A 26,016-nucleotide genomic window follows, 5' to 3' on the forward strand; every position below is an offset into this window, starting at 1 on the left:
CGACCTGAAGGGGACCTTGACATGCGCCTGCGGGGATCACTACGAGCGACCGCCGCGATCGCCGTCTTGATGCTGCTGGCCGCCTGTGGGGCCAGCGGCCCGGCCGACTCCCTGACCGGGGCCGCGGCGCAGGGCAAGCTGACCATCGGCATCCGGTACGACCAGCCGGGCATCGGCGAGAAGACACTCAACGGCCTCTACCAGGGTTTCGACGTGGACGTGGCCAAGTACGTGGCCACCGAGCTGGGCGTGGACCCGGCCAACATCACGTGGAAGGAAGCCGAGCCGGCCGACCGGGAGACGCTGCTGACCAGCGGCAAGGTCGACATGGTGGTGGCCGCCTACACGATCAACGACAAGCGCAAGAAGCTGGTGGACTTCGCCGGGCCGTACTTCACCGTGGGCCAGGACCTGCTGGTGCGGCTGAGCGACACCTCGATCACCGGCCCGCAGTCGCTGAACGGCAAGAAGCTCTGCTCGGTCGCCGGCTCCACCTCGGCCCAGCAGGTGAAGGACAAGTTCGCCCAGCAGACCCAGCTGGTGGAGTACAGCCGCTACTCCGACTGCGTCACCGCGCTGCTGGCCAACATCGTCGACGCGGTCACCACCGACGACGTGATCCTGGCCGGCTACGCGGCCCAGAACCCGGAGCTGCTGCGGGTCGTCGGCAAGCCGTTCACCAAGGACTCCTACGGCATCGGCCTGCGCAAGGGCGACGCCGACGGCCAGCGGAAGGTGGACGCCGCGCTGCAGAAGATGATCTCCACCGGGGCCTGGCGGTCGGCGCTGCAGAGCAACGTCGGCAGCTCCGGCTACCAGATGCCCTCGCCGCCGGCCATCACTGAGGGCTGACCCGGAGCTAAGTTGGGGGCATGCGCCTCCTGATCGGCTTCGACCAGTACCCGTTGGAACCGTTCGCCACGCTGCTGCCGGACTGGGAGGTCGTCAAGACCTCGCCGGACCGCTTCGCCGAGCTGGCCGACGGCATGGACGTAGTGACGCCGATCGCCGCGACTGTGGACGCCGAGTTGTTGACCGCCGGCACTTTCGGGCTGGTGCAGCAGTTCGGCGTCGGCCTGGAGAAGGTCGACATCGACGCCGCGACTGAGGCCGGGGTGCTGGTGTCGCGGCTGCCCGGCGACGTCACCGGCAACGCCGACAGCGTGGCCGAGCACGCCGTACTGCTCGCGCTGGCGCTGAGCCGGGAGCTCGACGGGGCGCGCCAGGCGCTGCGCGACGGCCGCTGGTCGCAGCCGGTGGCCCGGGCGTTGTTCGGCGGCACAGTGGCGATCATCGGGCTGGGGGCGATCGGCATCGCGGCGGCGAAGCGGTTGGCGGGCTTCGGTCCCCGGCTGATCGCCGTGCGGGCGCGGCCGGAGCTGGGCGGGCCGCCCGAGGTCGAGCGGGTGTACGGCGTGGACCAGCTGCCCGAGGTGCTGGCCCAGGCCGATGTGGTGCTCAGCGCCCTGATGTTCGGCGAGCACAACCGGAACTTCTTCGACGCAGGAGCTTTCGCGGCGATGAAGCCGGGCGCGCTGTTCGTGAACGTGGCCCGGGGCGGACTGGTCGACGAGGCCGCCCTGTTGGCAGCGCTGGAATCCGGGCACATCGGCGGGGCCGGGCTGGACGTGCACGCCGTCGAGCCGGCCGATCCGGCAGGCCCGTTGGTCAACCACCCCAAGGTGATCGCCACGCCGCACATCGCCGGTGTGACCCAGCAGATGATGCAGCGCTCGCTGATCGCCTTCACCGACAACCTGAAGCGCTACGCGGCCGGCGAGACTCTACTGTGGACGGTGAACGAGCCGTCACAGGTAGCGCAGCGCCGGCCACAGGGCTGACCACGGCTGGTCGCGGTTGGCGGCCAGGTAGATCGGCGAGCCCTGGTAGCCGTTGGGCACGCCGAGGTGATTGTCCACTGTGGCCACTCGGGTGACGGTGGCGAAGTGCCGCCGGATGTCGTCGGAGTGGCTGTTGCCGACGTAGAGGATGTTCGTCGCGCTCTCCGGCGGCGCCCCGAAGTACCAGTAGCCGCGGTTGGGGCTGTACGGGGCCGGCAGACCGTGTTCGGGGCCGTACATGGACATCGCGCTGGCCGCCCAGTAGGTGTCGCCGACGATCGCCGTGTGCGCGCGGACGTCGTCCGGCAGCGCGTGGTAGGCGGCGGCGACCTCGTCGGCCATGGCCGGCCAGCCGACGCTCTCCAGGTCCACGAAGTACACGGCCTCGCTGGCAGTGCGCAGCGATTCCACCGGCCGGACCGGCAGTGCGGCGACCACCAGCGCGACCGACACCAGGAACGCCGGCCACGCCACCCAGGGCAGCCACCGCCGCCGGCCGTCCAGACCGACCGCGCCGAAGGCCCACAGCACCGGCAGGATTCCGCCGGCGTAGTACGGCCGGCCGCCGGTGACGATGAACACGACGATCAACCCGATCGCCGTGATGCCGAGGAACCTGAACCGCGGCAGGGCAAGTGCGCGCCACAGGCCGTACAGCGCGAGCGGGACGCCGACAACTCCGACGTAGAAGCCGAGGACCAGCAGGAAGCCGCCAGGGCCGCCGACCGTGGCACGCACTTCGGCCGCGATCGCGTTGGTCATCTGGATCTGCGGCCAGCCGTTGCGGGCCTGCCAGAGCAGCTGCGGCACGGAGGTCAGCCCGGCGATCGCCGCCCCGAGCCACAACATCTTGCTGCGCAACAGATCCCGCGGCCCGGCGACCAGGATCGCCAGGCCGGCGACGAGCCAGAAGAACACGATCAGCCACTTCACCTGCAGCGAGACCGCGGTGACCAGGCCCGCCCAGAGCAGCAGCTTGTCCTCGCGGGTGCGGACCCAGCGCACCAACAGCCACGTGATCACCGTCCACAGGAACGGGTCCACTGTGGACGTCGCCAGCAGATGGCCGCCGGCGGCCAGGAACGGCGCCACGGTGTAGCTGCCGGCCGTGAGGACCTGCGCCCGGCGGGTGCCGCCGAGCTCCCGGGCCGTCATGGCGGCGAAGAACACGCCCGCCACCGTGACGAGGATCGCCGGAATCCGCAGTGCCACCACAGATCCCGGCGCGACCGTGTCGGCGATCAGCGCCAGCAGCGGCGTCAGCGGCGGCTGGTCGGCGTAGCCGAAGTCCAGATGGTGGCCGGCGGCGATGAAGTACAGCTCGTCGCCGAAGTAGCCGTAGCGGCCGCTGGTGGCCAGCAGGGCGACCCCCAGCAGGCCGGCGATGATCGCCACGGGCCGCACGGCAAGTGCGGCGACCGCCACGACCGGCTTGGGGGAGTTGACCGTGGTCTCCTCGATCTGCCGCACTTGCCGTTCCCCCCTTGATGCGCGGCCTGTCCCGCGACAACCACCATCCAACTCGGACGGACCGCTGCGGGGACAGCCCGGAAAGTGCCCGGCAACCCCTACTTTCGTAGGGGGTCGCGGCGACCTGAGGCGGATTGTCGGGCTGAGTGTCTTTGGGCTGGGTATCGTCGGGTGGTGACCGCACCGCGCTGGCGCGACGCCTTCTTCCTGCTGTCGCCGTTAGTCACGGTGGTCGCCGTCATCCTCCTGGTCTGGATCGGCTACGGGCCGCCGCAGTCGTTCTACGACTGGTCGCAGACGCTGATCCAGATGCCGGCGGCGATCGCCCTGCTGTGGCACCGCCGGTTCCCGGTGGTGGTGCTGGCGGTCTGCGCGGCCACGGCGATCGCCCAGATGTACTCGGCCTACACCGATCCGCTGCTGTTCATCGGCCGGCCGAGCGAGACCGCCCAGTGGGTTCCGCTGGCCACGCCGTTCGCGATCGGCAGCGCGATCAAGCGGCTGCCCCGCTCGTGGCCGACGTGGATCCTCACCGCGGCCCTGATCGCCATCTCCACCCGGCCGTGGATCCCCTCGTTCGACACCGTCACCTCCGGCGTGCTGTTCACCGCGCTGCCGGCCCTGTTCGGGCTCTACATCCAGAACCGAGGCCAGCTGATCCAGGCGCTGACCGAGCGAGTCGAGCGGGCCGAGCGGGAGCAGGAGCTGCTGGCCGAGCAAGCCCGTGCCGACGAGCGGGTGAAGCTGGCCGGCGAGATGCACGACGTGGTCACCCACCGGGTGAGCCTGATGGTGCTGCAGGCCGGGGCGCTGCGGATCACCGCCGCCGACGACGCCACCCGGGCCGCGGCCGAGGAGCTGCGCGAGGCCGGCTGCCAGGCCCTCACCGAGTTACGGGACCTGGTCGGCGTGCTGCGGACCCACGCCGAGGAGGGCGTGGCCGAGCCGACCGACGCCGTGCGGCTGCCCGACCTGGCCGAGCTCGTCGCCGAGTCCGAGGGCGTCGGCATGTCCGTGGAGCTCATCGTGGACGGCAATCCCCTGCTCACGGCCCCGGTCGTGGGCCGCACGGCGTACCGCGTGGTGCAGGAGGCGCTGACCAACGTCCGCAAGCACGCGCCGGGAGCCCGGACCCGGGTGCACGTCCGCTACGGGGCCGACCGGGTACGGCTCACCGTGCGCAACAGCGCGCCCGAGGAGGAAGTCGACCACGAGCTCGGCGGCAGCGGCTCCGGCACCGGGCTCCTCGGCCTGCGGCAGCGGGTCGAGCTGGTCAGCGGCCGGTTCACCGCTGCCGCGCGACCCGACGGCGGCTTCGAGGTCGATGCCATACTGCCCGTGTTCGTACCTACGGCGGAGAGTCATGGCGGCTGACGAGATCAAGGTCCTGGTCGTGGACGACGAGCCCATGGTGTGCGCCCACCTGCGCACCATTCTCGGCTCCGCCCCCGACATCACCGTCGTCGACGCCGCCCACGACGGCGCCGCCGCCGTGGAGGCCGTGGTCCGCCACCAGCCCCACGTCGTGCTGATGGACCTGCGGATGCCCGGCGTGGACGGCCTCACCGCCATCGAGCGCATCGCCGGCCTGCCCTCGCCGCCCACCGTCGTCGCCCTCACCACGTTCGACGCCGACCAGTACGTCATCCGGTCGCTGCGCGCCGGGGCCGCCGGCTTCCTGCTCAAGTCGACCCCGCCCGAGGACCTGATCAGCCTGGTCCGCGTCGCCGCCGACGGCCACACCGTGCTCTCCCCCGCCGCCACCCAGCGGCTCGTCGCCGCCTCCGCCGCCGAGCAGGCCGCCCGCGACAAGGCCCTGTCCCTGGTCGGCGACCTCACCGAACGCGAGGTCGACGTGCTCACCTGTCTCGGCGAGGGCCTGTCCAATGCCCAGATCGCCGACCGGCTGCACCTGTCCGAGGCCACCGTGAAGGGCTACGTGTCGCGGATGCTGGTCAAGCTGGACTGCGCCAACCGCACCCAGATCGGCCTGCTCGCCTACGACGCGGGGCTCGTCACCCGCTGAAGGCCGTCCAACATCACGGCCAGCAGCTGGTCGAACAGCTCCGGCGAGTTCTCGGTGGCCAGCACCAGGCCGTGCACCAGGGCGACGAGGTGGGCCCTGGCCACGTCGGGCCGCACCGCCCCGGCCGCCTGGGCCCGGTGCAGCACGCGGTCGCCGGCCTCCTGCGCGGCCGCGCAGGCCTCGTCGAACTCGGTCCGGTCGCCGAGCTGCTGGGACAGCACGCCGGCGGCGAGGCCACGGTAGATCCGGCCGTGCCTGGACATGGCGAGGATCCAGTTGGCCATCGCCTCGCCCGGTTCCTGCTGGACCAGCTCTTGCTCGGCGTAGGCGGTCAGGCCGCGGAGCTGGTCGGACAGCAGCGCCGTCAGCAGCGTCTCGCGGGTGGGAAAGTGCCGGTACAGCGTGCCGATGCCCACCCCGGCCCGGCGGGCGATGTCCTCCAGTGAGGCGTCCGCGCCGCGCTCGGTGAACGCCTCGTGGGCGCAGGCCAGCAGGCGCTCGTAGTTGCGCCGGGCGTCGGCACGCATCGAATACTCCCTTGCACAACCGGAGGCAGCCTCCGTATCGTGGTATCCGGAGGCCACCTCAGCTTAGGGGGAGAGATGGATCTGGGCAGCATCGGCGTGTGGACGTTCGCCTTCGACGGCCAACCAGCCGGCGAAGTCCGGGAAGCCGCCGCGGAGCTGGACGAACTCGGCTACGGGGCGATCTGGTTCGCCGAGAGCACGGGGCGGGAGGCGCTGACCCAGGCGTCCCTGCTCCTGCACGCCACCAATCGCCTCACGGTGGCCACGGGCATCGCCCGGACCGTCGGGAGGGACCCGGCGGTCATGGCGCTGGCGCACCACACGCTCACAGAGGCGTTCCCCGAGCGCTTCCTGCTCGGCCTTGGCGGTCATCGGTCGCCGAAGCAGGAGCCCGGCATCACCGGCGCCGGCGACCCGCGGCCGATCGACACCATGCGGGACTACCTGGACGCGATGGACGCGGTGCCGGGATTCAGCGTGCGACCAAGGCGCGCCTTGGCAGCACTGGGGCCACAAGCGCTGAAACTCGCGGCCGAGAAGACTTGGGGCGCGCACACCTACTTCGTGCCCGTCGAACACACGGCGCAGGCCCGGGAAATCCTCGGCCCCGAGGCGCTGCTGGCCGTGGAGCTGCCGGTGGTGTTGGGCCACGACCGGGAGGTGGCACGGGCGCGGGTCGGCGGCGGTTTCCGGGCCCGGCACTACGCGAACAACCTGCGGCGGCTCGGTTTCACCGAGGACGACCTGGCCGGCAGCGACCGGCTGGTGGACGCGCTCGTCGTCACCGGAGACGTGGACGCCGTCGCCAAGCGGATACAGGAACACCTGGATGCCGGCGCGAACCACGTCTGCGTCGAAGTGCTCACCGCGGACTCGCAGCGCCTGCCGCGCGCCGAGTGGCGGGAACTGGCAAGCCTTGTCTGACGATCAGGGGGACAACATGGATCTGGGCAGCATCGGCGTGTGGACGTTCGCGTTCGAGGGGCAGCCGGTCAGTCGGCTCAGGGAAGCGGCGGCGGAGCTGGACGAGCTCGGCTACGGGGCGATCTGGTTCGGCGAGGCGTTCGGGCGGGAGGCGCTGAGCCAGGCTTCGCTGCTTCTGCACACCACGAACCGAATCGTGGTGGCGACGGGCATCGCCCGGGCGTCGCTACGCGACCCGCTGGCCATGGCGGCGGCCCAGCTGACACTCACCGAGGCGTTCCCCGAGCGCTTCCTGCTCGGCCTCGGCGGTCACCGGTCGCCGAAGCAGCAATCAGTGCCGGGCATGAACGGGCTCGTCGCGCCCGACCCGCAGCCGCTGGAGACCATGCGGGACTACCTGGACGCGATGGACAAGGCGCCGCTCCAGGGTTTCGACGTGCGACCAAGGCGGGTCCTCGCGGCATTGGGGCCACAAATGCTGAAACTCGCGGCGGAGAAGACCGAGGGCGCGCACCCGTACTTCGTGCCGGTGGAGCACACGGCCAAGGCGCGGGAAGTCCTCGGGCCCGAGCCGCTGCTGGCGGTGGAGCAAGCGGTCGTGCTGGGCGACGACCGCGACGTGGCCCGCGCGCACGTCGGCGGCTACCTGGCGGCCCGGCACCAGACGAACAACCTGCGGCGACTGGGTTTCACCGACGCCGACTTCGCCGACGGCGGCAGCGACCGGCTGGTCGACGCGATCACCGTGGTCGGCGACGTGGACGCCATCGCCCAGCGGGTGCGGCAACACCTGGATGCCGGCGCGAACCACGTCTGCATCCAGGTGCTCACCGCGGACTCCCCACGCCTTCCGCGCGCCGAGTGGCGGGAGCTGGCCGGCCTTATCCGACGTCCCGCCGCCTGAACCCGACCAGCCCGGCGGCAGTCAGTGCCACCGTGACGACCACCAGCCACACCAGGGGCGTCGCGGTGAACGTGCCGCCGGGCAGCTTGGGCAGGTGGGTGAACGGCGAGATGTCCAGCGCCCACTGGCTGAGCTGGAACAGCGAGCCGAGCTGGCCGAGCAGCAGGAAGACGACCAGCGCGGCCCAGGCCAGCGAAGTCAGCCTCGGCAGCAGCCCGAACAGCGCGGTGGCGATGCCGGCCAGCACCCACACCGCCGGCACCTGGACCATGGCCGCGCCGAGCAGCCGCGGCAGTTGGCCGCCGACGTCGCCCTGGCTGAGGCCGACGGCCAGCCCGATGGCGGCGCCGGCCACCGCCAGCAGGAACGCGCTGCCCAGCAACGCGAAGGCCAGATGGCTTGCCGCCCAACGGAGTCGGGCGACGGAGCCGGCCAGCACCGGCTCGGCCCGCGACGCCGTCTCCTCGGCCCGCAGCCGCAGCGTGGCCTGGATGGCGTACACCGAGACCGCGAGGGCGATCACATCCAGGATCGCGGCCATGAACGAGTCCACAATGGACTGCTGGCCGCCGATCTGTTGCAGCGCCTGGGCGACCTGCGGGCTACTGTCCAGGATGCTCTTGAGGCTCTGCGAGATCCCGCCCAGCGCCCCGGCCATCACCACGATGCCGAAGGCCCAGCCGATGAGGATGCCCCGCTGCAGCCGCCAGGCCAGGCCGAACGTGCCGAACCGCCCGGCGGGCCGGCCGGGACGCTCGGGCAGCATGCCGGCCCCGATGTCCCGGCGGCCCACCAGCGCGTAGCCGATGCCCAGCAGCACAACGGAAATCGCCCCGTACAGGGCCAGCACCCAGAACCGTTCGCCCGCGAACGGGCGCATCTGCTGCGACCAGCCGATCGGGCTGAGCCACGACAGCCAGCGCGGGCCGTCCTCGGCCGCGGAGTCGCCGGCCGCGCGCAGCAGGTAGGCCGCGCCGATCACGATCCCGCCGGTTCCGTTGGCCGCGCGGGAACTCGAGCTCACCTGGACGGCGACGGCCGTCACCGCCGAGAAGAACCACACACAGCCGCCGATGCCCAGCCCCATCGCGAACGACCCGGCCGCCGGCAGGCCCTGGGCCGTCAGGGCGAGGCCGATCAGCAGCGCGTAGACCACGCCGGCCCCGAACACCACGATCAGCGTCGCGGTGAGCTTGGCGTGCCGGCCCACGACACCGGAGCCGAGCAGTTCGTGCCGGCCGGTCTCCTCGTCGGCCCGGGTGTGCCGGACGGTCATGAACACGGCCATCAGACCGACCAGGACGCAGGCCACGGCGCCGTACTTCCACTCGGTCATGCCGCCGATGGTGTCCAGCCCCTGGGCCGGGCCGCTCAGCGCCAGCACCGACGGGTTGTTCACGATCGTCGCCGCGAACTCCTGCCGCGACTGCACCGTCGGGTACAGCTGGGCGAAGCTGGACGCCGTCGCGGCGACGATGCCGGTGATGACCAGGATCCACACCGGCAGCTGGATCCGCTCCCGGCGCAGCACCAGCCGCACCAGGGAGCCGGTGCCCACCACCGTGTTCACGCCTGCACCTCGTAGTGCCGCAGGAACAGCTGCTCCAGCGTGGGCGGCTGGCTGACCAGGCTGCGCACGCCGAACTCGGTCAGCTTGCGCAGCACCGCGTCCAGCTCAGCGGTGTCCACCTCGAACTGGACCCTGTTGCCCTGCGCCGAATAGTCGTGCACGCCGGTCATCGTGTCCACACCGGACAGTGGCGCGCCCAGCTCGGCTGTGATCGAGGTCCGGGTCAGGTGCCGCAGCTCGGCCAGCGTGCCGGACTCGACCGTCCGGCCGCCGCGGATGATGCTGACCCGGTCACACAGCGCCTCGACCTCGGCCAGCACGTGGCTGGACAGCAGCACGGTCCGGCCGTCCTGGCGCTCGCGGGCGACGCAGTCCCGGAACACCTCCTCCATCAACGGGTCCAGCCCGGAGGTCGGCTCGTCCAGGATGAGCAGCTCCACATTGGACGCCAGCGCGGCGACCAACGCGACCTTCTGCCGGTTGCCCTTGGAGTAGGTTCGGCCCTTCTTGGTCGGGTCGAGGTCGAAGCGCTCCAGCAGGTCCTTGCGGCGCTTGGGATCCAGCCCGCCGCGCAGCCGGCCGAGCAGGTCGATCACCTCGCCGCCGGACAGCGTCGGCCAGAGCGTGACATCGCCGGGCACATAGGCCAGGCGGCGGTGCAGCTCGGTGGCGTCCCGCCAGGGATCGCCGCCCAGCAGCTCGGCGCGGCCGCCGTCGGCGCGCAGCAGGCCGAGCAGAACACGAATGGTGGTGGACTTCCCGGCGCCGTTCGGGCCCAGGAAACCGTGCACCTCGCCGGTGTTCACCGTGAGGTCCAGTCCGTCCAACGCCTGGGTCCGGCCGAACGCCTTGCGCAGTCCGGACACCGAGATGGCGGTAGTCATGCCGTCAAGCTACACTCATTTCACAAATTCGTGAAGCTAGTGAACTCAGATGGGTGAGAGGATGGCTGGGTGACCGAGCGCGACGACGAGGCCGTGTCGAAGTTCATCGAACGGTTCGCCCTGGTGCTGGCCGACTCCGGCGTGCCCCGCATGCCGGCCAGGGTGTTCGTCGCGCTGCTCGCGTCCGAGAACGGCCAGCTCACCGCCGGCGAACTGGCTGAACAGCTCTCGGTCAGCCCCGCCGCCGTCTCCGGCGCCGTGCGCTACCTCACCCAGGTGCACCTGATCGTGCGGGAGCGCGAGCCCGGCTCCAAGCGCGACCACTACCGGGTCCGCGGCAACAGCTGGTACGAGTCCGCGATGAACCGCGAGCGCCTGCTCACCCTGTGGTCCGAGGCCCTCCTGGAGGGCGTCGACGCCGTCGGCCGGTCCACCGACGCCGGCTCCCGGCTGCGCGAGTCGGTGGAGTTCTTCGAGTTCCTCCGGGTCGAGATCCCGATGGTGCTGGAACGCTGGCGGTCACGTAACGCCACGAACTAGCCCGGCGATCATGCGGTGGTCCACCCAGTCCGCCGAAATTTCCCTGACGCCACAACCGTAACGTCGGAGCCGGTCAGCACGACAGAGATCACCGAAGCGATCCCGACCAGGCACCCGCAAGACCACGACACCCATCGCACCGCCGCCGACGGCCCCGGTCGTTCGGTCACGGTTGGTGACCACGCGAGCCGTCGCAGCTGTGCTTCGTCCCCCGCCGACGCACAGCCGGGCGGCACCGGTCGCCGCGCCCGCCTCCCCTCCGGGCCCGGCGGCATCGTCGAACCACCACCCAAGCGAGGGGCCGGTTCCAGCCCCCAGGAACCGGCTTCTCGCGTTTAAGTCAGGCGCGGCTGATCCGAAGTTGCGGCGGCACTGTGTCCACGCCGCCGCCGTCCGCCACCCGGGTCGCCCAGCCGACCAAGCCGGCGACATCGATTCCGTACGGACTCTCCCCGCTGTACGGCTCGATGTTGCCGGCTCCCCGGCGCAGCAGGGACATCGCGCCGGTGCGGTTGCCGCGGGCGGCGTGGGTGAGGCCGACGGCCAGCTGGGCCATGCCCCGCCACAGCTGCCGGTGCGGCTCGTCGGCCGACTTCCAGGCGTCCTCCAGCACCTCGTGGGCGTGGAACGGGCGGCCGCGATCGAGCAGGTCCTGGGCCTCGGCAAGCGTTTGCGACGGCGTGCGGATGATGCCTTCCGGCTGGCGCTCGACGCCGGGGGCGCCGTGCGCCATCGGCCGGCCGAGCCCGTCGCGCGGACGCGCGTTGCGGGCCCGGCCGGCCGCGTCCCGATCCCTGTCGTCCATGGCCCGATTCTCTCAGGCGCGCATCACCGTCGCGATGGGGATGCGCGCCGCCCGCAGCGCCGGCACGAAGCCGCCGAGCAGGCCGGCGATCAGCCCCGCGGCCACACCGGCGACCCCGGCCTGCCACGGGAAGGCCAGGTCGTGCAGGAACGCGAACTGCGAACGGCTGCCCAGCAGCATGCCGGCGACTCGTAGGCCCAGCACCCCGGCGCCGATCGCCAGCGCCGACGTGAAGAGGCCGGTCAGCAAGGTTTCCGCGAGCACGATGCCGGCCAACAGCAATCGAGGTGTGCCCAAAGCCCGGCGCAGCGCGAACTCCTCCACGCGTTCGCCGACCGTAGCCAGACCGACGTTGAGGATGCCGGCCACGCCGATCAGCAGCACCAGCGCGGCCATGCCAAGGAAGATCCAGCGCATCACGGCCAACTGCTCGGCCACGTGCTCCTTGGAGTTGATGGGCCGTACGTTGATCTGGTCGGCCGGCACCCCGGCGGCGACCAGCCGGGCCTTGAGCGTCTGCTGCAACGCGGTCTCGGCCGGCGACATCAGGACCCGAAGCTGGGTGTTGCCGTTGGTGGGCAGCCAGTTGGCCAGTTCGTCGTAGCGGACGTAGGCGGTAGGAGCGTAGCCGCCGTCGTCGACCACCCCGATGATCTGCGGCGTCGGATCGTTGGCCCCGCCGGTGATGTGCATCTGGGCCGGGATCCGGTAGCGCTGGAACGCCGCGGCCGCCTTGGTGTTGAGCACGATGCGCGGCGCGAGCGAGGGCGGCGACGTGAAGTCCAGCCACTGCCCGGACTGCAGGCGGTACGGCTGGAACTGGCGGACGTCGCCAGTCATGGCGTTCAGGCCGAGTTCGATCGCCTTGCCCGGCGGACCCTGGGCCACGTCCTGGTCCGGGCCGCACGGGCCGTAGCCCGAGCAGTAGTAGCCGCCGCTGAACGGCTCGTCGATCGGGCCGCCGCCCTTGTTGATCGGGGTGACGTTCGGTTCGCCGATGACGGCGTGCGCGCCGCTGACCGCGACCGCGTGTTGCCGGCCCCGCAAGGCGTCCAGCACGACCGCCGGGGCCTTGTCGTTCTGCGGCAGGTACATCTGCTGCGTGCCGTCGACGCCCTCGATCAGCTCGATGTTGCCCAGCGCCGCCTGCTCGGCGACCTGGGAACCGGCCTGCACCGCGACGACCGCGAGCACGCCGAGGAACAGGCTGACCATGGACAGCAGGGTGCGCAGCTTGCGGGACCGGATGCCCTGCAGGCCGATGATCAGCGCCGAGCGCAGCTTGCCGGACAGCCGGATCACGCCGTCACCGCCCCGAGCACGCCGTCGGACAGGTGCAGCACACTGCCCATGCGGGCGGCGTGGTCATGGTCGTGTGTCACGAGAATCAGGCCGCAGCCCCGGTCGGTCGCCGACCGCAGCACCTCGACCACCAGGTTGCCGGTCTCCGAGTCGAGCGCGCCGGTCGGCTCGTCGGCCAGCAGGATCTTCGGGTCGCGGACCAGGGCGCGGGCGATGGCCACCCGCTGCTGCTCGCCGCCGGACAGCCGGGCCGGGCGGTGCTTGGCCAGGTGGGCGACGCCGACCTGTTCCAGCGCCGCCATCACCTTGGCCCGGCGCTTGCGGCGCGGCAGCCAGCCCTGGCCGTTGACCAGCGCCATCGCCACGTTCTGGGCCGCGGTCAGGTGCTTGAGCAGGAAGAACCGCTGGAACACGAAGCCGAACTCCCGGCTGCGCAGGATCGCCGCCCGGCGCTCGGAGATCCGGGTGATGTCGTTGTCCCGCAACAGATACTGCCCCTGGTCGGGCCGGTCGAACAGGCCGATCAGGGACAGCAGGGTGCTCTTGCCGGAACCGGAGCGCCCGAGCACGGCGATGCTCTGTCCACCGTGGAGCGTGAGGTCGACGCCGTTCAGCACCGTGCGCGGCTCTTCCTGGCCGGTCAGCGTCTTGGTCACGCCGCTCAGCCGGATCAGCGGTTCGGTCATCGCGTCGGACCGCCGGCCTGTTGCTGCGGCTGCGGCAGGTTCGGACCCGGCACCGCGACCGTCTCGTCGCCGTTGAGGCCGGACTTGATCTCGATGACCTTGCCGTCGGTGAGGCCGAGGGTGACGTCCTTGGTCTGGCGGTGGCCGTCCACGACCACGTCCACCTTGCCGTTGCCCTGGCTGCCGGCAACCGCTTCCACCGGCAGGGTCAGCACGTTCTGGGCGGTGGCCGTGACCACCTGCAGCGTCGCCGCCACACCGTTGATCATCTTCACGCCGGCCGGCGGCGTGCAGACCAGGCGCAGGCCGGTCGGGTCCGACTGCTGCGGCGACTGCTGCGGCGGCAGGCCGGTCGGGAACGGGGCGTTGGACGGCTTCGTGGGCTGGGTCGGGGTCGTCGGCGACGGCGGCGCCGGCGTGCCGGCCGGGAGGGCCGCGATGGTGCCGAGGACCGTGCACTGGAACGGGCCAGGGCCGTCCTTGATCTGCGCCTGCACCGTGCCCGGGGCGTTCGCGATGCGGTACGCCTGCGAACCGTCGAGGTCCGCCACGATGCCGTAGCCCGCGTACTTCGCCGACGCCACCGGCATACCCGCCGTCACTGTCGACTTGTCGTCCACCAACCGGCCGCTGAACGTCGCGCCCGCCGGCACGTCCACCCGCGTCGCCTTGCCGTTGGCCCAGACGTTGGCCACCTGTGTCGACGTCGTCGGTGTCGCGTCCGGCTGCTTCACGTCCAGGTAGCGCACCTGGCCGTCGATCGGCGCCGGCACCCCGAACACCGGGTCCAGCGCCACCTTGCCGGTGAGGCTCACCTGGTTGCTCAGGTCCTGGTGGGCCGGCTTCACCGTGGTCATCGTCGTGTCGCGGGCAGCGAGGCCCGGCGGCTCCGGCGCGGGTCCGCCGGCGGAGCAGGCGGCCGTGAGCAGGGCGGCCGCGCACACGCCGGCGAGGACAGTTTTCCGCACTGATCCCCCATGGTCGGTTCGTCGGAAGGGTCAACCCAACCAGACGACGCCCGAGATGGGTGAAGCGTTGCGTGTTTTCGCGGAATCGTCACATAGTGAATTCGTCCGGATCGGCCGCGGCCCAGTCCCGGGCCCAGCGCGGCGGCGGCTCGGCCAGCAACTGGCCCGGTTCCAGCCATTCGTACAGCTCGGCGTAGCTGCGGACGGAGACCGGGGTGGTGCGGCGGCAGAGCATGTGCGGGCGCAGGTCCTCGGGGCCGCGCAGGCCCATCGAGGACATGATCTGCACGGCGCTGCGCACCGTGGACTGCTGGAACCGTTGCACCCGCAAGGACTTGTCCTCGACGTCCAGCGCCCGGGCCCGCCGCGGGTCCTGGGTGGCGACGCCGACCGGGCAGGTGTTGGTGTGGCAGCTCTGGGCCTGGATGCAGCCGACCGCGAACATCATCGCCCGGGCCGCGTTGGTGTAGTCGGCCCCCTGCAGCAGGCGTTTGACGATGTCGCTGCCGGTCGCGACCTTGCCGCTGGCGCCGATCCTGATCCGGTCCCGCAGCCCGGTCCCGACCAGCGCGTTGTGCACGGTGATCAGGCCCTCGGTCAGCGGCGTGCCGAGGTTGTCGGCGTACTCCAGCGGGGCCGCGCCGGTGCCACCCTCGGCGCCGTCCACGATGATGAAGTCCGGCCCCGTGCCCTCCGCCAGCATCGCCTTGCACACAGCCAGGAACTGGCGGCGGGATCCCAGGCAGAGCTTGAAGCCCGCTGGCTTGCCGCCGGCCAGCTCCCGCATGCGGGCGATGAAGCGGACCAGTTCGCGGGGCGTGTCGAAGACCCGGTGATACGGCGGCGAGATCACCGTCTGGCCGATCGGAACGTCCCGAACCGAGGCGATCTCGGCGTTGACCTTGCTGCCCGGCAGCACACCGCCGACGCCCGGCTTGGCCCCCTGCGACAGCTTCAGCGACACGCAGCGCACGCTGTCGTGGGCCGCTTTGTCCGCGAACTCCCGTTCGTCGAAGTCGCCGTTCTTGGTGCGGCAGCCGAAGTAGCCGGTGCCGATCTCCCACACCACGTCCCCGCCGTGCCGCAGGTGGTACTCGGACAGGCCGCCTTCCCCGGTGTCGTGGGCGAATCCGCCGAGCTTGGCCCCCTTGTTCAGGGCCAGCACGGCGTTCGCCGACAGGGAGCCGAAACTCATCGCCGACACGTTCAGCAGCGACATCTCGTACGGCTTGGTGCAGTCCGGCCCGCCGATCGTCACCCGCGGCGGCTGATCCGGGACCGGCCGCGGGTGGATCGAGGCGGTGAGGAACTCGTAGCCGTTCGCGTAGACATCCCGTTCCGTGCCGAACGGCTCCTCCGCGTCGGTGCCCTTGGCCCGCTGGTAGACGATGCTGCGCACGTCGCGGTCGTACGGGCGGCCGTCGAAGTTCCGTTCGATGAAGTACTGCTGCAACTCCGGCCGCAGAGCCTCCAGCAGGAAGCGCATGTGCCCGAGCACCGGGTAGTTGCGCAGCACCGAATGCCGCCGCTGGACCAGGTCGTGGACGCCCAGGGCGGCCACCGCCAGCAGCGGGACCGTCAGGAACAGCCACCACGGCGAGACCGCGACGTCCAACGTGACCGAGGCCAGCGCCACCAGGCCCAGCACCGCCACCACAGTGATCCGCACGGGGAAAGTCAACACCGGTCACCGCGGGATCGCATCCCCTGGTGGAATAGTGCGGGCCATGCCGAGGAAGACCGCGACGGCGCGGCGGGCCGAGGTGCTCGACGAGACGCTCACCCAGATCCGCGCGCTGGGCATGGCCGCCGTGCGGGTGGCCGATGTGGCCGAGGCCAGCGGCGTCAGCCCCGCCTTGATCATCTACCACTTCGGCACCAAGGAGCGGCTGCTGTCCGAGGCCCTGGTGCACGCCTGCGCGCAGGATCTGTCTACTTTGGACTCCATCGTCACCGGCCCCGGCTCGCCCGCCGCCCGCCTGCTGGCCGCCCTGGACTGGTACTCGCCCACCGGTCCCGCCCGGGGCTGGACCATCTGGATCGACGCGTGGTCCGTGGCCATCCGCGACCGGGCCCTGGCCAAGGTGCTGGCCGACCTCCAGCGCCGGTGGACCGACGCCATCGCCGCCGTGATCGACGACGGCGTGGCCGCCGGCGTGTTCCACACCGCCGACTCCGCGGCCGCCGCCGCCCGCCTCACGTCCTTCTTGGACGGTCTCGCCGTCCGGTCCGTGGTGCACAAGGCCCGACTACCCCGGCGCGAGCTCCGTTCGTGGCTGATCAACCAGTTGACCTGCGAGCTCTCCGTCGACGCCACAGTGTTGCCCAACGCTTAGCAAACCTTTTCTTGACACTTCGTCCAGAGCCCTCCCATACTGAATCGCAGTTCAGTACGGGAGGTGTCCTTGGCCGCGCTGCTTGAGGTGACGTGGACCGATCCGGTCACCGACCGCAAGGGCTATCTGGTCATCGACCGCCTGGTTCGCGGCGTCTGCTCCGGCGGGCTGCGGATGCGGGCCGGCTGCACCCTCGACGAGGTGCGGGGTCTCGCCGCCGGCATGACCCGCAAGGAAGCCCTCTACTACCAGCCCTCCAACCGCTACGTTCCCCTCGGCGGCGCCAAGGGCGGTATCGACTGCGACCCGCACGATCCCCGTATGCGGGGCATCCTCACCCGCTACCTCCAGGGCGTCCAGGCGCTGCTCGAACGCCACTGGACCACCGGCGAAGACCTTGGCCTGCAACAGAAACTCATCGACGAGGTCATCACCGAGATCGGACTGGAGAGCTCCATCCAGGCCGTCTACCCCCTGCTGCCCGACAAGGCCGCCGCCACCGGCCGGCTCCGCCGGGCCTTCGCGCTGGACGTCGATGGCATCAGCCTCGGCGACCTCTCCGGCGGTATCGGCGTCGCCGAAGCGGTTCTGACCTCCCTCACCGAGCTCGGCCGCCCCATCGAGGGCACCCGCGCCGTCATCCAGGGCTTCGGCTCCATGGGCGGCTCCACCGCCCGCTACCTCGCCCAGGCCGGTCTCCGCATCGTCGCCGTCGCCGACGCCCTCGGTGTCATCGCCAACCCCGCCGGCCTCGACGTCGAGCTCCTTCTCCGCTCCCGCAACGCCTTCGGCGAGATCCCCCGCTCCGGCCTACGCCCCGCCGACCAGCAGCTTTCCCTGGACTCCTGGCTCTCCGTCGACACCGACGTCCTCGTCCCCGCCGCCGTCTCCTACTGCATCACCCCCGCCAACCAGCACGAGGTCACCGCCTCCCTCATCGTGGAGGCCGCCAACCTCCCCGTGCTGCCCGCCGCCGAGTCCCTGCTCACCGCCCGCGGCGTCCACGTGGTCCCCGACTTCGTCGCCAACTCCGCCACCAACGCCTGGTGGTGGTGGACCCTCTTCGGCGACATCGACGCCTCCGTCTCCCAGGCCACCATGCAGATCCGCGGTGAGATGCGCCGCATCCTCGCCACCGTCTTCTCCCTGGCCCGCGCCAACGACATCCCGCTCCGCCAGGCCGCCCTGGCCTTCACCACCGAGCAGCTGACCACCATCTCCACGCTGCCGTGAGTCCAGGCCGTCGACACTCGACCGACCCGGACGACTAGAGCGAGCACCTCCCCTCACAACCCCACCCATCGTGCCCGACCCTCTTGCCGCTCTTGTTTTAGTCATCTAGACTAAAATTGGGTCGGCGAGACGGGGGGTGCTGATCCGACGACCGGAGGGGAGCAAGCGATGGGGTACGGCCACTGGGACGACAACGCCTTCCAGGCGGCGCGGACGTTCCGCGCCAGTCGGGGGATCGACGACTTCGGCTACACCGCGGACCTGCGTGACCAGGACTGTTCGACGTGGCGGGCGCACCCGGCGCTGGACCCCCGGGACGCGTTCCGGGAGAGCCGGGACAGCGCGGACCACGCCAGCTCACTGCCGATCGCGGTGCTGTTCGACGTCACCGGGTCGATGGGGGCGGTGCCGCGGATCATGCAGAGCAAGCTCGGCCGGCTGCACGGTCTGTTGCGCAGCAAGGGATACGCCGACGACCCGCAGATCCTGTTCGGCGGCATCGGCGACGCCGACAGCGACCGGGTGCCGCTGCAGGTCGGCCAGTTCGAGTCGGACAACCGCATGGACGAGCAGCTGCGCCAGATTCTGCTGGAGGGAGGCGGCGGCGGGCAGAAGTCGGAGAGCTACGAGCTGGCCGCCTACTTCATGGTCCGCCACGTGGCGACCGACGCCTGGGACAAGCGCGGCAAGAAGGGCTACCTGTTCCTGATCGGCGACGAGCTCAACAAGCCGCGACTGGCCGGGCGGCACATCCGCGGGGTCATCGGCGACAACGTGCGCGAGGACATCTCCGTCGCCTCGGTGTACCGCGAGCTGGCCGCGCGGTGGAACGTCTTCTACGTGCTGCCCAAGCAGTCGAGCTACTACAACGACCCGGAGATCGCCGCGCACTGGGCGTCGCTGCTCGGCGAGCGGTTCCTGCGCCTGGAGGATCCGGGCGCGGTGTGCGAGCTGATCGCCCTGGTGGTCGGCGTCGGCGAGGGCCGCATCGACGTCGGCGACGGGCTGGCCGACCTGCGCGACGTCGGCTCGCACGCCGAGGCCGCCGCGGTCCGCCGCGCCTTGGCGACGCGGGTCTGAGCATGCTTCTCGGGGATCAGCACGTGGTCGTCGTCGACCTCGGGTTCGGCGACGCCGGCAAGGGCGCGACCGTGGACTGGTTGTGCGCCAACGGGTCCGTGAGCGCGGTGGTGCGGTTCAACGGCGGCGCGCAGGCCGCGCACAACGTCGTCGCCGACGGCCGGCACCACCGCTTCGCCCAGTTCGGCTCCGGCACTTTCGCCGGCGTGCCAACACTCTTGTCGCGGCACATGCTGGTTGAGCCGATCGCGCTGGCCGCGGAATCGGTCGCGCTGGCCAGGCTCGGCGTCGCCGATCCCTTGGCGCTGCTGCGCATTGACGGCGACGCGTTGCTCACCACCCCCATCCACGTGGCGGCGAACCGGGCGCGGGAGGACGCCCGGGGCGCTGCCCGCCATGGCTCGTGCGGCCTGGGCATCGGCGAGACCGCCGACTACGCCCTCAACCACCGTGCACCAACGGTCGCCGACTGCCGCGACCCTCGTCAGCTCACCCGACTGCTGGACGATCTGGCCAAGCACTACGCCCCGCTGATCGGCGACCGCATCGGATCAATCGCCGAACTGGTCACCCTCTACCGGGAGTTCGCCGCCGCCGTCCGCATCGTCGGCCCCGACACACTCGCCCGCTTCGCCGCCCACGGCCGACTGGTCTTCGAAGGCGCACAAGGCGTTCTGCTCGACGAGTGGCGTGGCCTGCATCCCCACACCACTTGGTCCACTGTGGAGCCTCGCTATGCCCGCGGGATGGTCGAGAGCCTTGGCGCGCATCCGTATGTGCTCGGCGTGACCCGCACCTACCTGACCCGCCACGGCGCCGGCCCTTTCCCCACCGAGGATCCGACCCTGGCCTTGCCCGAGCCCCACAACTCCACCGGCGAGTACCAGGGCGCCTTCCGGGTCGGCCATTTCGACCCCATCTTGTTGCGGTACGCCATCGAGGCCTGCGGTGGCGTCGACGGGCTCTCCGTCACCCACCTCGACCAGCGGTCCGGGGTGCGTTCCGCCGCCGCCTACCTCACCGACAACGGCGTCGTCGACGCCCTGCGCTGCGGCCCGTGGCAGGACCTCGCGTACCAGGAACACCTCACCCGCATCCTCAGCTCGGCCCGCCCGGTCCTGGAGGACCTACCCGCCGACCCCGTCCACGCCATCGGCTCCTTGCTCCACACGCCCGTCGCCCTGACCGCCCATGGCCCTTCCCGCGCCGACCGCGTTCCCGCCGCCGTCGCGGGTGCGGCAGGATAGTTCTTCGTGCCGCCCGAGACTGACTCTTCCGTCCCGCCCCAGTCGGCCGTTTCGCTCGACGTGCTGGCCCTTCGCTTCTGGCCTGATGACGAGACCGTCCACCTCGGCATCACGCACCGGAAGGCCCAGCCCTTCCTCGGCCGGCTCGCCCTCCCCGGTGTCCTCCTGACCCGCGGCGCCCGCCTCGCCGACGACGCCCATCGCGCCGTCACCACCAAACTCGGCGTTCCCGCCTCGGCCATCCGCGCCGTCGGTCAGCTCATCACTTTCGACGAGCCCAACCGCGACCCTCGCGGTCCCACTCTCTCCATCGCCATGTGGGCCGTCTGCGCCCCGGTCGAGTCCACTGCCGACTGGGCTCCCCTGTCCGCCGTCCCTGCCTTGGCCTTCGACCATGACCGCATCGTCGCCGACTGCCGTCCGCTGCTCGCCGCCAAGCTCTGGTCCGACCTCACCTTCACCCGCGCCCTGCTCGGCGACTCCTTCTCCGCCACCCGCGCTGTCGCCGCCACCGCCGCCCTGCGCCGCGATCCCCCCAACCCCGCCAACCTCAACCGCCTCATGGCCAGCATCCCCACGCTCTCCCGCACCGACCAACGCGTCCGCCACCACTCCACCGGCCGCCCCGCCGCAATCTGGACCTGGACGTAATAGCAGCGGACAAGGCGAAACGCGGCTCCGCGAAGCTTCGCGGAGCCGCGTCGTCCACCGGAAGACGTGGTCTGCCCGCCCGCACGACTGGCGGATCTCGGGCGGGCAGACCACCTGTTTGTCAGCCTCGCCTGGCGCGGCGTTTCCGGCTCACGAACACCAGTGCCGCGCCCGCACCGACGACCAGCACACCGAGGACGATCAGCCACGGCAGGCCGGAAACACCGGTGTAGGCCAGCGGACCCGTGTGTGTGCCGGTCGGCTGGGTCGGTGCCGTCGTCGGCGGCGCCGATGTCGGCGGCGTCGTGGTGGGCGGCGCCTGGGGGATGTACACGCCGGCGTCGATCGTGTGGTCAACGCCTCCGGGGTTGGCCGGTGCTGTGACAGGTGCGTATCCGTTGCACAGTTCCCCGGTGGTCGGCGGGACCACGTTGGAGTCATGTGCCCGGTCGCTGCCGGCCAGCGGGAGCGTGAACCGCAGCTCGGTCGCGGGCGGCTGGTCCGGAACCTTGCTGGTGTTCGCGGTGCACACGTCGAACTGCACCGTGTACTTCGCGCCAGGTGTCAGCTGGTAGGCCGCGCCGACACCGCCGAAGTAGTACTCGCCGGCGGCATCGGTCTTGGTCGTGGCGACCTGCTTGCCGTTGGCGTCCAACAGGTTGATCGTCGCGCCCGGCAGCAGCACCTGCCCGGGATCCTGGATCCCGTTGTGGTCGCCGTCGAACCACACCACGTTGCCGATCTGGATCGGCGCGTTCGCCGCCTCGTAGGCGATGTCGCCGAGTCCACCGGCCTTACCGAACCCGTTCTGGTTGGGAGAGACGAACTGGTAGGCGTTGGCGGCCGGGTTGTTACCGGGGCCCGCGCCGGTCTTGACGTCGTAGTAGCCGGTTCCGGAGGTGGTGACCGGGCCGGACGGGTCGAACTCCGTGCTTATGACCGATTGCTGCTGCGGGATATAGGCCACCGCCCCCAGCGCGGTTTCCTGGTGCGGCGCGGGTGTGCCGTGGTTCGGCAGGAAGTCGCCCGGGAAGTATTCGACGACGCCAGCGCTCTCGCCGCCGGTGGTCGCGGAGGTCGCGTGGTTCGGGCAGCTTCCGGTGCCTTCCCACGAATATCCACCGGCGGGGTTGGCGCAGGCCATGTTGATGTCACCACCGGACATGCCAGCTTCCGCGGTGCTGTTGCCCGGCCGAGGGTCCAGCCCACCCGAACTGATGACGTCCATGAACCGGTCGCGGAAACCGAGGATCATCGAGCCGTCCCGGGTGAAGGCCAGGCTGGACAGCTCCGGCTGCGGGTCGACCATGGTGTTGCCACCGTTCAGGCGGAAATCGTCCCAGTCCGACAGCTTGATGTTCCACGGGTTCCAGTGATTGTCCTTGGTCTCGCCAACCGGGCCGGGGTAGACGTAACCGCGCTCGAAACCTAGCGGCTGGGTCAGCACCGCGCTGAATCGCGTGCCGTCATAGATGTAGACAACAGCCTTCAGGTCTTCGCGCTTCTGCGTGCTCTCCGCGGAACACACGCCACCGACGTAGAGCGTGTTGTCGTGCGTGGAGACAGCGAACGGCCGCCAGTCGGTGGACGCCGCGCAACCCGGGTCCGGGATCGGTACCGTCGCTTTGGGCAATAACGCGGTGGTCCCGGTCGCGTCGTAGCTCACCAGCGTCCGGGTCAGCAGGTTCACCGCGTACAGCGTCGAGCCGTCCTCCGACAGGGCCAGGCCACCGATGCTCTCCTTGCCCGGCGCATTGGTGAACCCAGCGTCCTTGTTCAGGTTGGCGGTGTCGTGCGGCGTCACCGCGGCGCCCGGCACCTTCGCGAACAGGGTCGGCGCGCCTCCACCGTCGGCGGGCACGGTGTAGATCGCGTCGCCGCCATCCGGCCCATACTGGGTGAACCGCCGGGCGAACTCGCTCTGGAACAGCCGCCGCCGGTCCTTGTCGTAGGCCAGCCCGAACGTCGTGCCCACCTGGGCTTGCGTGTCGAGCGCGGCCGGGCACGCCACCTCGTCTGGGCAGATACCCCGGGTCTTCGTCCCGAACGCCACCAATGCCCGGGTGTCCGTCCCACCAGCACCATTCTGGACCGGCACGAAATACCGCGAATCCGGCAGCGCGTAGTCGGCCGCGTCCCAGACCCCGGTGATCACCGAGGCGTTCTTGCCGCCCGACACGTCCACGAACGTGGTGAAACTGTCGAAATGATTCGTCGCGGTCGAGGCCGGCGCCGCCCGCAAGTGGTTGCTGTAGGCCGCCGGGACGGTGACATCGACGCGGTACAGGCCACCGGTCAGCTGCGCCGACGGCGACACCACGACCTTTCCGGTGGCGTCCGTGACGCCCGCGACGTGATGGCCGCCAGGGTCGGCGACGTCGACGTTCATGCCCCGCTGCGGCACGTCCATGGTCGCGTTGATCACGCCGGTGCCGAAGAAGTCCCGCAGCACCTGCACGGTCAGTGTGCCGTCGGCGGTCGACGCGGCCGCCGGTCCAGCCGCCACAGTGGCGCTGGCTACCAGCAACAGGCCGGATAACCCCAGCCGTGCCAGCCTGCCCATGCGCGTCACGGCTCCCCGGCTCAATCCTCTGCCGGCTCGGCTCATAGCTATCGCTGTCCCCTTGTCATGTGAGCACCAACCCCCGTCTGCCCGTGGTCCCCGCTGGCACGCCGGGCACGAAAAGTGACCACGAACCGACACAGCCAACCAGAAGTCCTCATCACGTTGACGCCTCGGCAGGGTGATTCAGGGGGTGAATCGGCGAAGCTGTTAGCGTCGGGTCGCGTGCGGAGCAGCAAAGCCCAGCAACGTCTCCCGCGGCGCGCGGCCGGCCGGCGCCGATGGCCGCGGCCACGCTGGGTGGTTGTGGCAGCCATCGGCCTCGTAGTCGCCGCGGTGGCCGCGTTCGTGGTCCTGGACAGCGTTTCAGGCCCCACCGGCCCGCGGGCGTTGACCTCGGACGAGGCGAACCGACTGGCGATCACTCGGTTCCGCAACTACCAGACGGGCGGCCGCGCGGTGACGATCACCGTGCCGAGCACCGCCGGCGGGTTGGTCATCACGGGGTCCGTCGACTATCGCGCCAAGCTCGGTTACGGCGTGGTGCACGGCGCCGGCCGCGACACGTCCAGCGACGGGTTGGTCCAGTGGACGGCCACCACCGTGCTCATCCATCCGATGGCGAACACCCCGGCGACGGCCCCGGCATCGCCGCCCGGGTCGGGCTGGTTCAGCCGCCCGCTGCAGTCGTCCGGCAGTTCGCTGGACAGTTCGCTGGCCATCGCGCTCAGTCTCGGCAGCGACCGGCCGGACAACGCCGAACTGCTGCCCCAGAACGGCGCCACCTGGGTCGGGCCGGACCAGGTGGCCGGCCATCAGGTGGATGTCATGACCGGGCCGCACACCCATTCCGTGTCCGGGACGGCGGGCGACGTGCGCTACTGGATCGGCTCGGACGGCGCCATGTACCGGGTTCGGGCCGGTGTGGCTTCCGAGCCGCAGCCGGTGGTCATCGATTTCGACACTCAGAAATACGTTCCGGTTCAGCCGGTCCCCGGCGCCGGTCCGACGCGGTAGTCGCCGCTCAGGACGTCTGCACCCGCGCGCCGTCGGCGAGCAGTGACGCCGGCGGCAGCGGGATGCTCGCGGTGTCCGGCAGTTCCGGGACGGCCGGGACAGCGGTGGCGCCGGCGGTGGTGGCGTTGGGAAACTGCGGTTGTGTGCCCGGAGCGGCCACATCGGTGAACGGGATGCCGCCCGGCGCCTTCGGCATCGTCCAGGTGCCGGACGGCGTGGGTGACTGCGCCGGGACTGGGCAGGCGGCGGTCGTGGCGAGCTCGGCGGGCGCCGTCGCCCGTAAGTCGTTACCCCGCAGGCAGTTGCCCCGCCCCTGCGTGCCGTCGGGGAATGTCCAGCCCACGTCGACACCGTTGCCGGCGAAGGTGTTGTCCACGATCTGGTTGCCATTGGGTGGCAGGTCGGCGGTCGCGGTGATCACCAGCCCCGCGTTGACATTGCCGGCGATGCGGTTGCGGAGGAACTGGTTGTCGCTGCCGCCGTCGATGCCGATGCCGATGCCCCACCCGCCGTCGGCCTGCTCGGGCGTCGACGGCTGCTGGTTGGCCGCGATCAGATTGCCGACCACGACGGCTCCCTGCTGCGGGAGCAGCTTCTCCTGATGGTCGGAGTTGGTGGTGAGCCCAACACGGTTGCCGACAAGGCGGTTGCCGACCACGTACATGTCGCCGCTGGCGTTGGTGCCTTCGTAGCCGACCGCGTTGAGTTCGGCGATGTTGTCCCGCACCACGATCCGACACGGCTTGCACTGGCCGACGTAGATCCCCGAGTCCGCGCCGCCGGAGGTGTACGAGTGCTCGATAACACCGTCCTGCGCCGAGAACGCGTAGATGCCGTACAGGCCGTTGCGGGTCGCGGTGACGTAGGAGACCAGGAACGACTTCAGGAAGGTGACGGGCTCGTCGCCGGTGTCGTAGCCGCCGTTCTGCCCCGGCAGTCCCGTGGCCGCCTTCGCCGAGCCGGTGACCAGGATCCCGTTCTGGGTGTTCTCCTCCACGGTCAGGTTCTCCACGGCCACACCGGGCGCGGCGACGACAATGCCGTTCGCCTGCCGCAACTGTCCGTCGATGATGACCTTGTCCCGGGACTCGCCGCGAAGAGTCACGTTGGCCGTGGTGACCTTCACCGACTCGTGGTAAACGCCCGGCGCGACCAACACGAGATCACCGGCCTGAGCCAGCGACACCGCGGCCGAGATCGTCGGGGCGTCCGCCGGCACGCGGATCGTCACGTGCGCACCGGCCGGTCGCCGGCCCTGGCCTGGTCCGTCACCGCCGGCGCCACAGCCGCTCAACACAAGTGTCAGCGTGCCCAGCACCGCGACCATCACGCGAAGACCAAAACGCGGCATGACCCGAGTCTGGCATGGATGCCGGATTCGCCTGCGGCAGGGCGGGTATGGCACTCTCCGGACCCGTGCGCCGAGCCGATCGCCACCCGTC

General features: G+C 70.7%; 24 protein-coding genes. 13 read left to right on the plus strand and 11 right to left on the minus strand.

What is annotated here, in order from left to right; all coding sequences use genetic code 11:
• Positions 1-21 precede the first annotated feature (21 nt).
• Both JJ691_RS33130 and JJ691_RS33135 read left to right on the plus strand, forming a co-directional pair.
• Positions 22-852 carry a glutamate ABC transporter substrate-binding protein gene (locus JJ691_RS33130; protein ID WP_211763516.1) on the plus strand — a complete coding sequence of 277 codons (831 nt, stop codon included), beginning with the start codon at positions 22-24 and terminating at the stop codon, positions 850-852.
• A gap of 20 nt (positions 853-872) precedes the next feature.
• Complete coding sequence (locus JJ691_RS33135) at positions 873-1,841, plus strand: NAD(P)-dependent oxidoreductase (protein ID WP_211763517.1); 969 nt, start codon at positions 873-875, stop codon at positions 1,839-1,841.
• Here JJ691_RS33135 and JJ691_RS33140 read toward each other — a convergent pair.
• Entirely contained in the window at positions 1,809-3,311 is a 1,503-nt protein-coding gene (locus tag JJ691_RS33140; RefSeq protein WP_249227167.1) for a glycosyltransferase family 39 protein, read from the minus strand. The genes JJ691_RS33135 and JJ691_RS33140 overlap by 33 nt on opposite strands.
• A gap of 174 nt (positions 3,312-3,485) precedes the next feature.
• On the opposite strand from JJ691_RS33140, the gene JJ691_RS33145 reads away from it, so the two are divergent.
• Positions 3,486-4,685 carry a sensor histidine kinase gene (locus JJ691_RS33145; protein WP_249227168.1) on the plus strand — a complete coding sequence of 400 codons (1,200 nt, stop codon included), beginning with the start codon at positions 3,486-3,488 and terminating at the stop codon, positions 4,683-4,685.
• Positions 4,675-5,337 carry a response regulator gene (locus JJ691_RS33150; protein WP_211763518.1) on the plus strand — a complete coding sequence of 221 codons (663 nt, stop codon included), beginning with the start codon at positions 4,675-4,677 and terminating at the stop codon, positions 5,335-5,337. The genes JJ691_RS33145 and JJ691_RS33150 overlap by 11 nt, the downstream gene beginning before the upstream one ends.
• Here the strand turns inward: JJ691_RS33150 and JJ691_RS33155 are convergent.
• Positions 5,310-5,864: a TetR/AcrR family transcriptional regulator gene (locus tag JJ691_RS33155; protein ID WP_211763519.1), complete on the minus strand. Its 555-nt coding sequence runs from the start codon at positions 5,862-5,864 to the stop codon at positions 5,310-5,312. The two genes, JJ691_RS33150 and JJ691_RS33155, sit on opposite strands and share 28 nt — an antisense overlap.
• Before the next feature lie 75 nt (positions 5,865-5,939).
• Here JJ691_RS33155 and JJ691_RS33160 point away from each other — a divergent pair, with 75 nt between their 5' ends.
• Positions 5,940-6,788, plus strand: coding sequence for a TIGR03620 family F420-dependent LLM class oxidoreductase (locus tag JJ691_RS33160; RefSeq protein WP_211763520.1), 849 nt, complete (start codon positions 5,940-5,942; stop codon positions 6,786-6,788).
• A 16-nt stretch (positions 6,789-6,804) separates the two neighbouring features.
• Positions 6,805-7,692: a TIGR03620 family F420-dependent LLM class oxidoreductase gene (locus JJ691_RS33165; protein ID WP_211763521.1), complete on the plus strand. Its 888-nt coding sequence runs from the start codon at positions 6,805-6,807 to the stop codon at positions 7,690-7,692.
• Here JJ691_RS33165 and JJ691_RS33170 read toward each other — a convergent pair.
• Positions 7,670-9,262, minus strand: a complete 1,593-nt coding sequence (locus JJ691_RS33170) for an ABC transporter permease (RefSeq protein ID WP_211763522.1) — start codon at positions 9,260-9,262, stop codon at positions 7,670-7,672. The genes JJ691_RS33165 and JJ691_RS33170 overlap by 23 nt on opposite strands.
• Positions 9,259-10,146 (minus strand): ABC transporter ATP-binding protein, encoded by an 888-nt coding sequence (locus JJ691_RS33175; RefSeq protein ID WP_211763523.1) that lies wholly within the window; start codon positions 10,144-10,146, stop codon positions 9,259-9,261. The genes JJ691_RS33170 and JJ691_RS33175 overlap by 4 nt, the downstream gene beginning before the upstream one ends.
• Positions 10,147-10,215: 69 nt before the next feature.
• Between JJ691_RS33175 and JJ691_RS33180 the strand changes: the two genes are divergently transcribed.
• Positions 10,216-10,686: a GbsR/MarR family transcriptional regulator gene (locus JJ691_RS33180; protein WP_249227169.1), complete on the plus strand. Its 471-nt coding sequence runs from the start codon at positions 10,216-10,218 to the stop codon at positions 10,684-10,686.
• A gap of 340 nt (positions 10,687-11,026) precedes the next feature.
• Here JJ691_RS33180 and JJ691_RS33185 read toward each other — a convergent pair whose 3' ends face one another.
• The 5 genes from JJ691_RS33185 to JJ691_RS33205 form a co-directional block, all read right to left on the minus strand.
• Positions 11,027-11,491 (minus strand): DUF309 domain-containing protein, encoded by a 465-nt coding sequence (locus tag JJ691_RS33185; RefSeq protein ID WP_211763524.1) that lies wholly within the window; start codon positions 11,489-11,491, stop codon positions 11,027-11,029.
• A gap of 12 nt (positions 11,492-11,503) precedes the next feature.
• Positions 11,504-12,793 (minus strand): ABC transporter permease, encoded by a 1,290-nt coding sequence (locus JJ691_RS33190; protein WP_249227170.1) that lies wholly within the window; start codon positions 12,791-12,793, stop codon positions 11,504-11,506.
• Positions 12,790-13,479, minus strand: a complete 690-nt coding sequence (locus JJ691_RS33195) for an ABC transporter ATP-binding protein (RefSeq protein ID WP_211763525.1) — start codon at positions 13,477-13,479, stop codon at positions 12,790-12,792. Before JJ691_RS33195 ends, JJ691_RS33190 begins: the two co-directional genes overlap by 4 nt.
• On the minus strand, positions 13,476-14,447 hold the full coding sequence (locus JJ691_RS33200; RefSeq protein ID WP_211763526.1) for an efflux RND transporter periplasmic adaptor subunit: 972 nt from the start codon (positions 14,445-14,447) through the stop codon (positions 13,476-13,478). The genes JJ691_RS33195 and JJ691_RS33200 overlap by 4 nt, the downstream gene beginning before the upstream one ends.
• A gap of 88 nt (positions 14,448-14,535) precedes the next feature.
• Positions 14,536-16,116, minus strand: a complete 1,581-nt coding sequence (locus tag JJ691_RS33205) for an FMN-binding glutamate synthase family protein (protein WP_305873720.1) — start codon at positions 16,114-16,116, stop codon at positions 14,536-14,538.
• A gap of 58 nt (positions 16,117-16,174) precedes the next feature.
• Here JJ691_RS33205 and JJ691_RS33210 point away from each other — a divergent pair, with 58 nt between their 5' ends.
• The 5 genes from JJ691_RS33210 to JJ691_RS33230 all read left to right on the plus strand — a co-directional run bounded on the left by JJ691_RS33210 (position 16,175) and on the right by JJ691_RS33230 (position 20,994).
• The gene (locus JJ691_RS33210; protein ID WP_211763527.1) at positions 16,175-16,783 is read left to right on the plus strand and encodes a TetR/AcrR family transcriptional regulator; all 609 of its coding nucleotides are present in this window, start codon (positions 16,175-16,177) and stop codon (positions 16,781-16,783) included.
• A 63-nt stretch (positions 16,784-16,846) separates the two neighbouring features.
• Positions 16,847-18,016, plus strand: coding sequence for a Glu/Leu/Phe/Val dehydrogenase dimerization domain-containing protein (locus JJ691_RS33215; RefSeq protein ID WP_211763528.1), 1,170 nt, complete (start codon positions 16,847-16,849; stop codon positions 18,014-18,016).
• Positions 18,017-18,184: 168 nt separating this feature from the next.
• Complete coding sequence (locus JJ691_RS33220; RefSeq protein WP_249227171.1) at positions 18,185-19,096, plus strand: hypothetical protein; 912 nt, start codon at positions 18,185-18,187, stop codon at positions 19,094-19,096.
• Positions 19,097-19,098: 2 nt separating this feature from the next.
• Positions 19,099-20,343, plus strand: coding sequence for an adenylosuccinate synthetase (locus tag JJ691_RS33225; protein ID WP_211763529.1), 1,245 nt, complete (start codon positions 19,099-19,101; stop codon positions 20,341-20,343).
• 6 nt (positions 20,344-20,349) lie between these two features.
• Positions 20,350-20,994: an NUDIX hydrolase gene (locus JJ691_RS33230; protein ID WP_211763530.1), complete on the plus strand. Its 645-nt coding sequence runs from the start codon at positions 20,350-20,352 to the stop codon at positions 20,992-20,994.
• Positions 20,995-21,115: 121 nt separating this feature from the next.
• On the opposite strand, the gene JJ691_RS33235 is transcribed toward JJ691_RS33230, so the two are convergent.
• Positions 21,116-23,557: an SdrD B-like domain-containing protein gene (locus JJ691_RS33235; protein WP_211763531.1), complete on the minus strand. Its 2,442-nt coding sequence runs from the start codon at positions 23,555-23,557 to the stop codon at positions 21,116-21,118.
• A 306-nt stretch (positions 23,558-23,863) separates the two neighbouring features.
• Here JJ691_RS33235 and JJ691_RS33240 point away from each other — a divergent pair, with 306 nt between their 5' ends.
• A complete protein-coding gene (locus tag JJ691_RS33240) occupies positions 23,864-24,574 on the plus strand; it encodes a hypothetical protein (RefSeq protein WP_249227172.1) in 711 nt (236 codons plus the stop codon).
• A 7-nt stretch (positions 24,575-24,581) separates the two neighbouring features.
• Here JJ691_RS33240 and JJ691_RS33245 read toward each other — a convergent pair whose 3' ends face one another.
• Positions 24,582-25,925 (minus strand): right-handed parallel beta-helix repeat-containing protein, encoded by a 1,344-nt coding sequence (locus JJ691_RS33245; RefSeq protein WP_249227173.1) that lies wholly within the window; start codon positions 25,923-25,925, stop codon positions 24,582-24,584.
• Positions 25,926-26,016 lie beyond the last annotated feature (91 nt).

It is taken from the genome of Kutzneria sp. CA-103260 (genome assembly GCF_018263855.1).
Taxonomy (GTDB): Bacteria; Actinomycetota; Actinomycetes; order Mycobacteriales; family Pseudonocardiaceae; genus Kutzneria.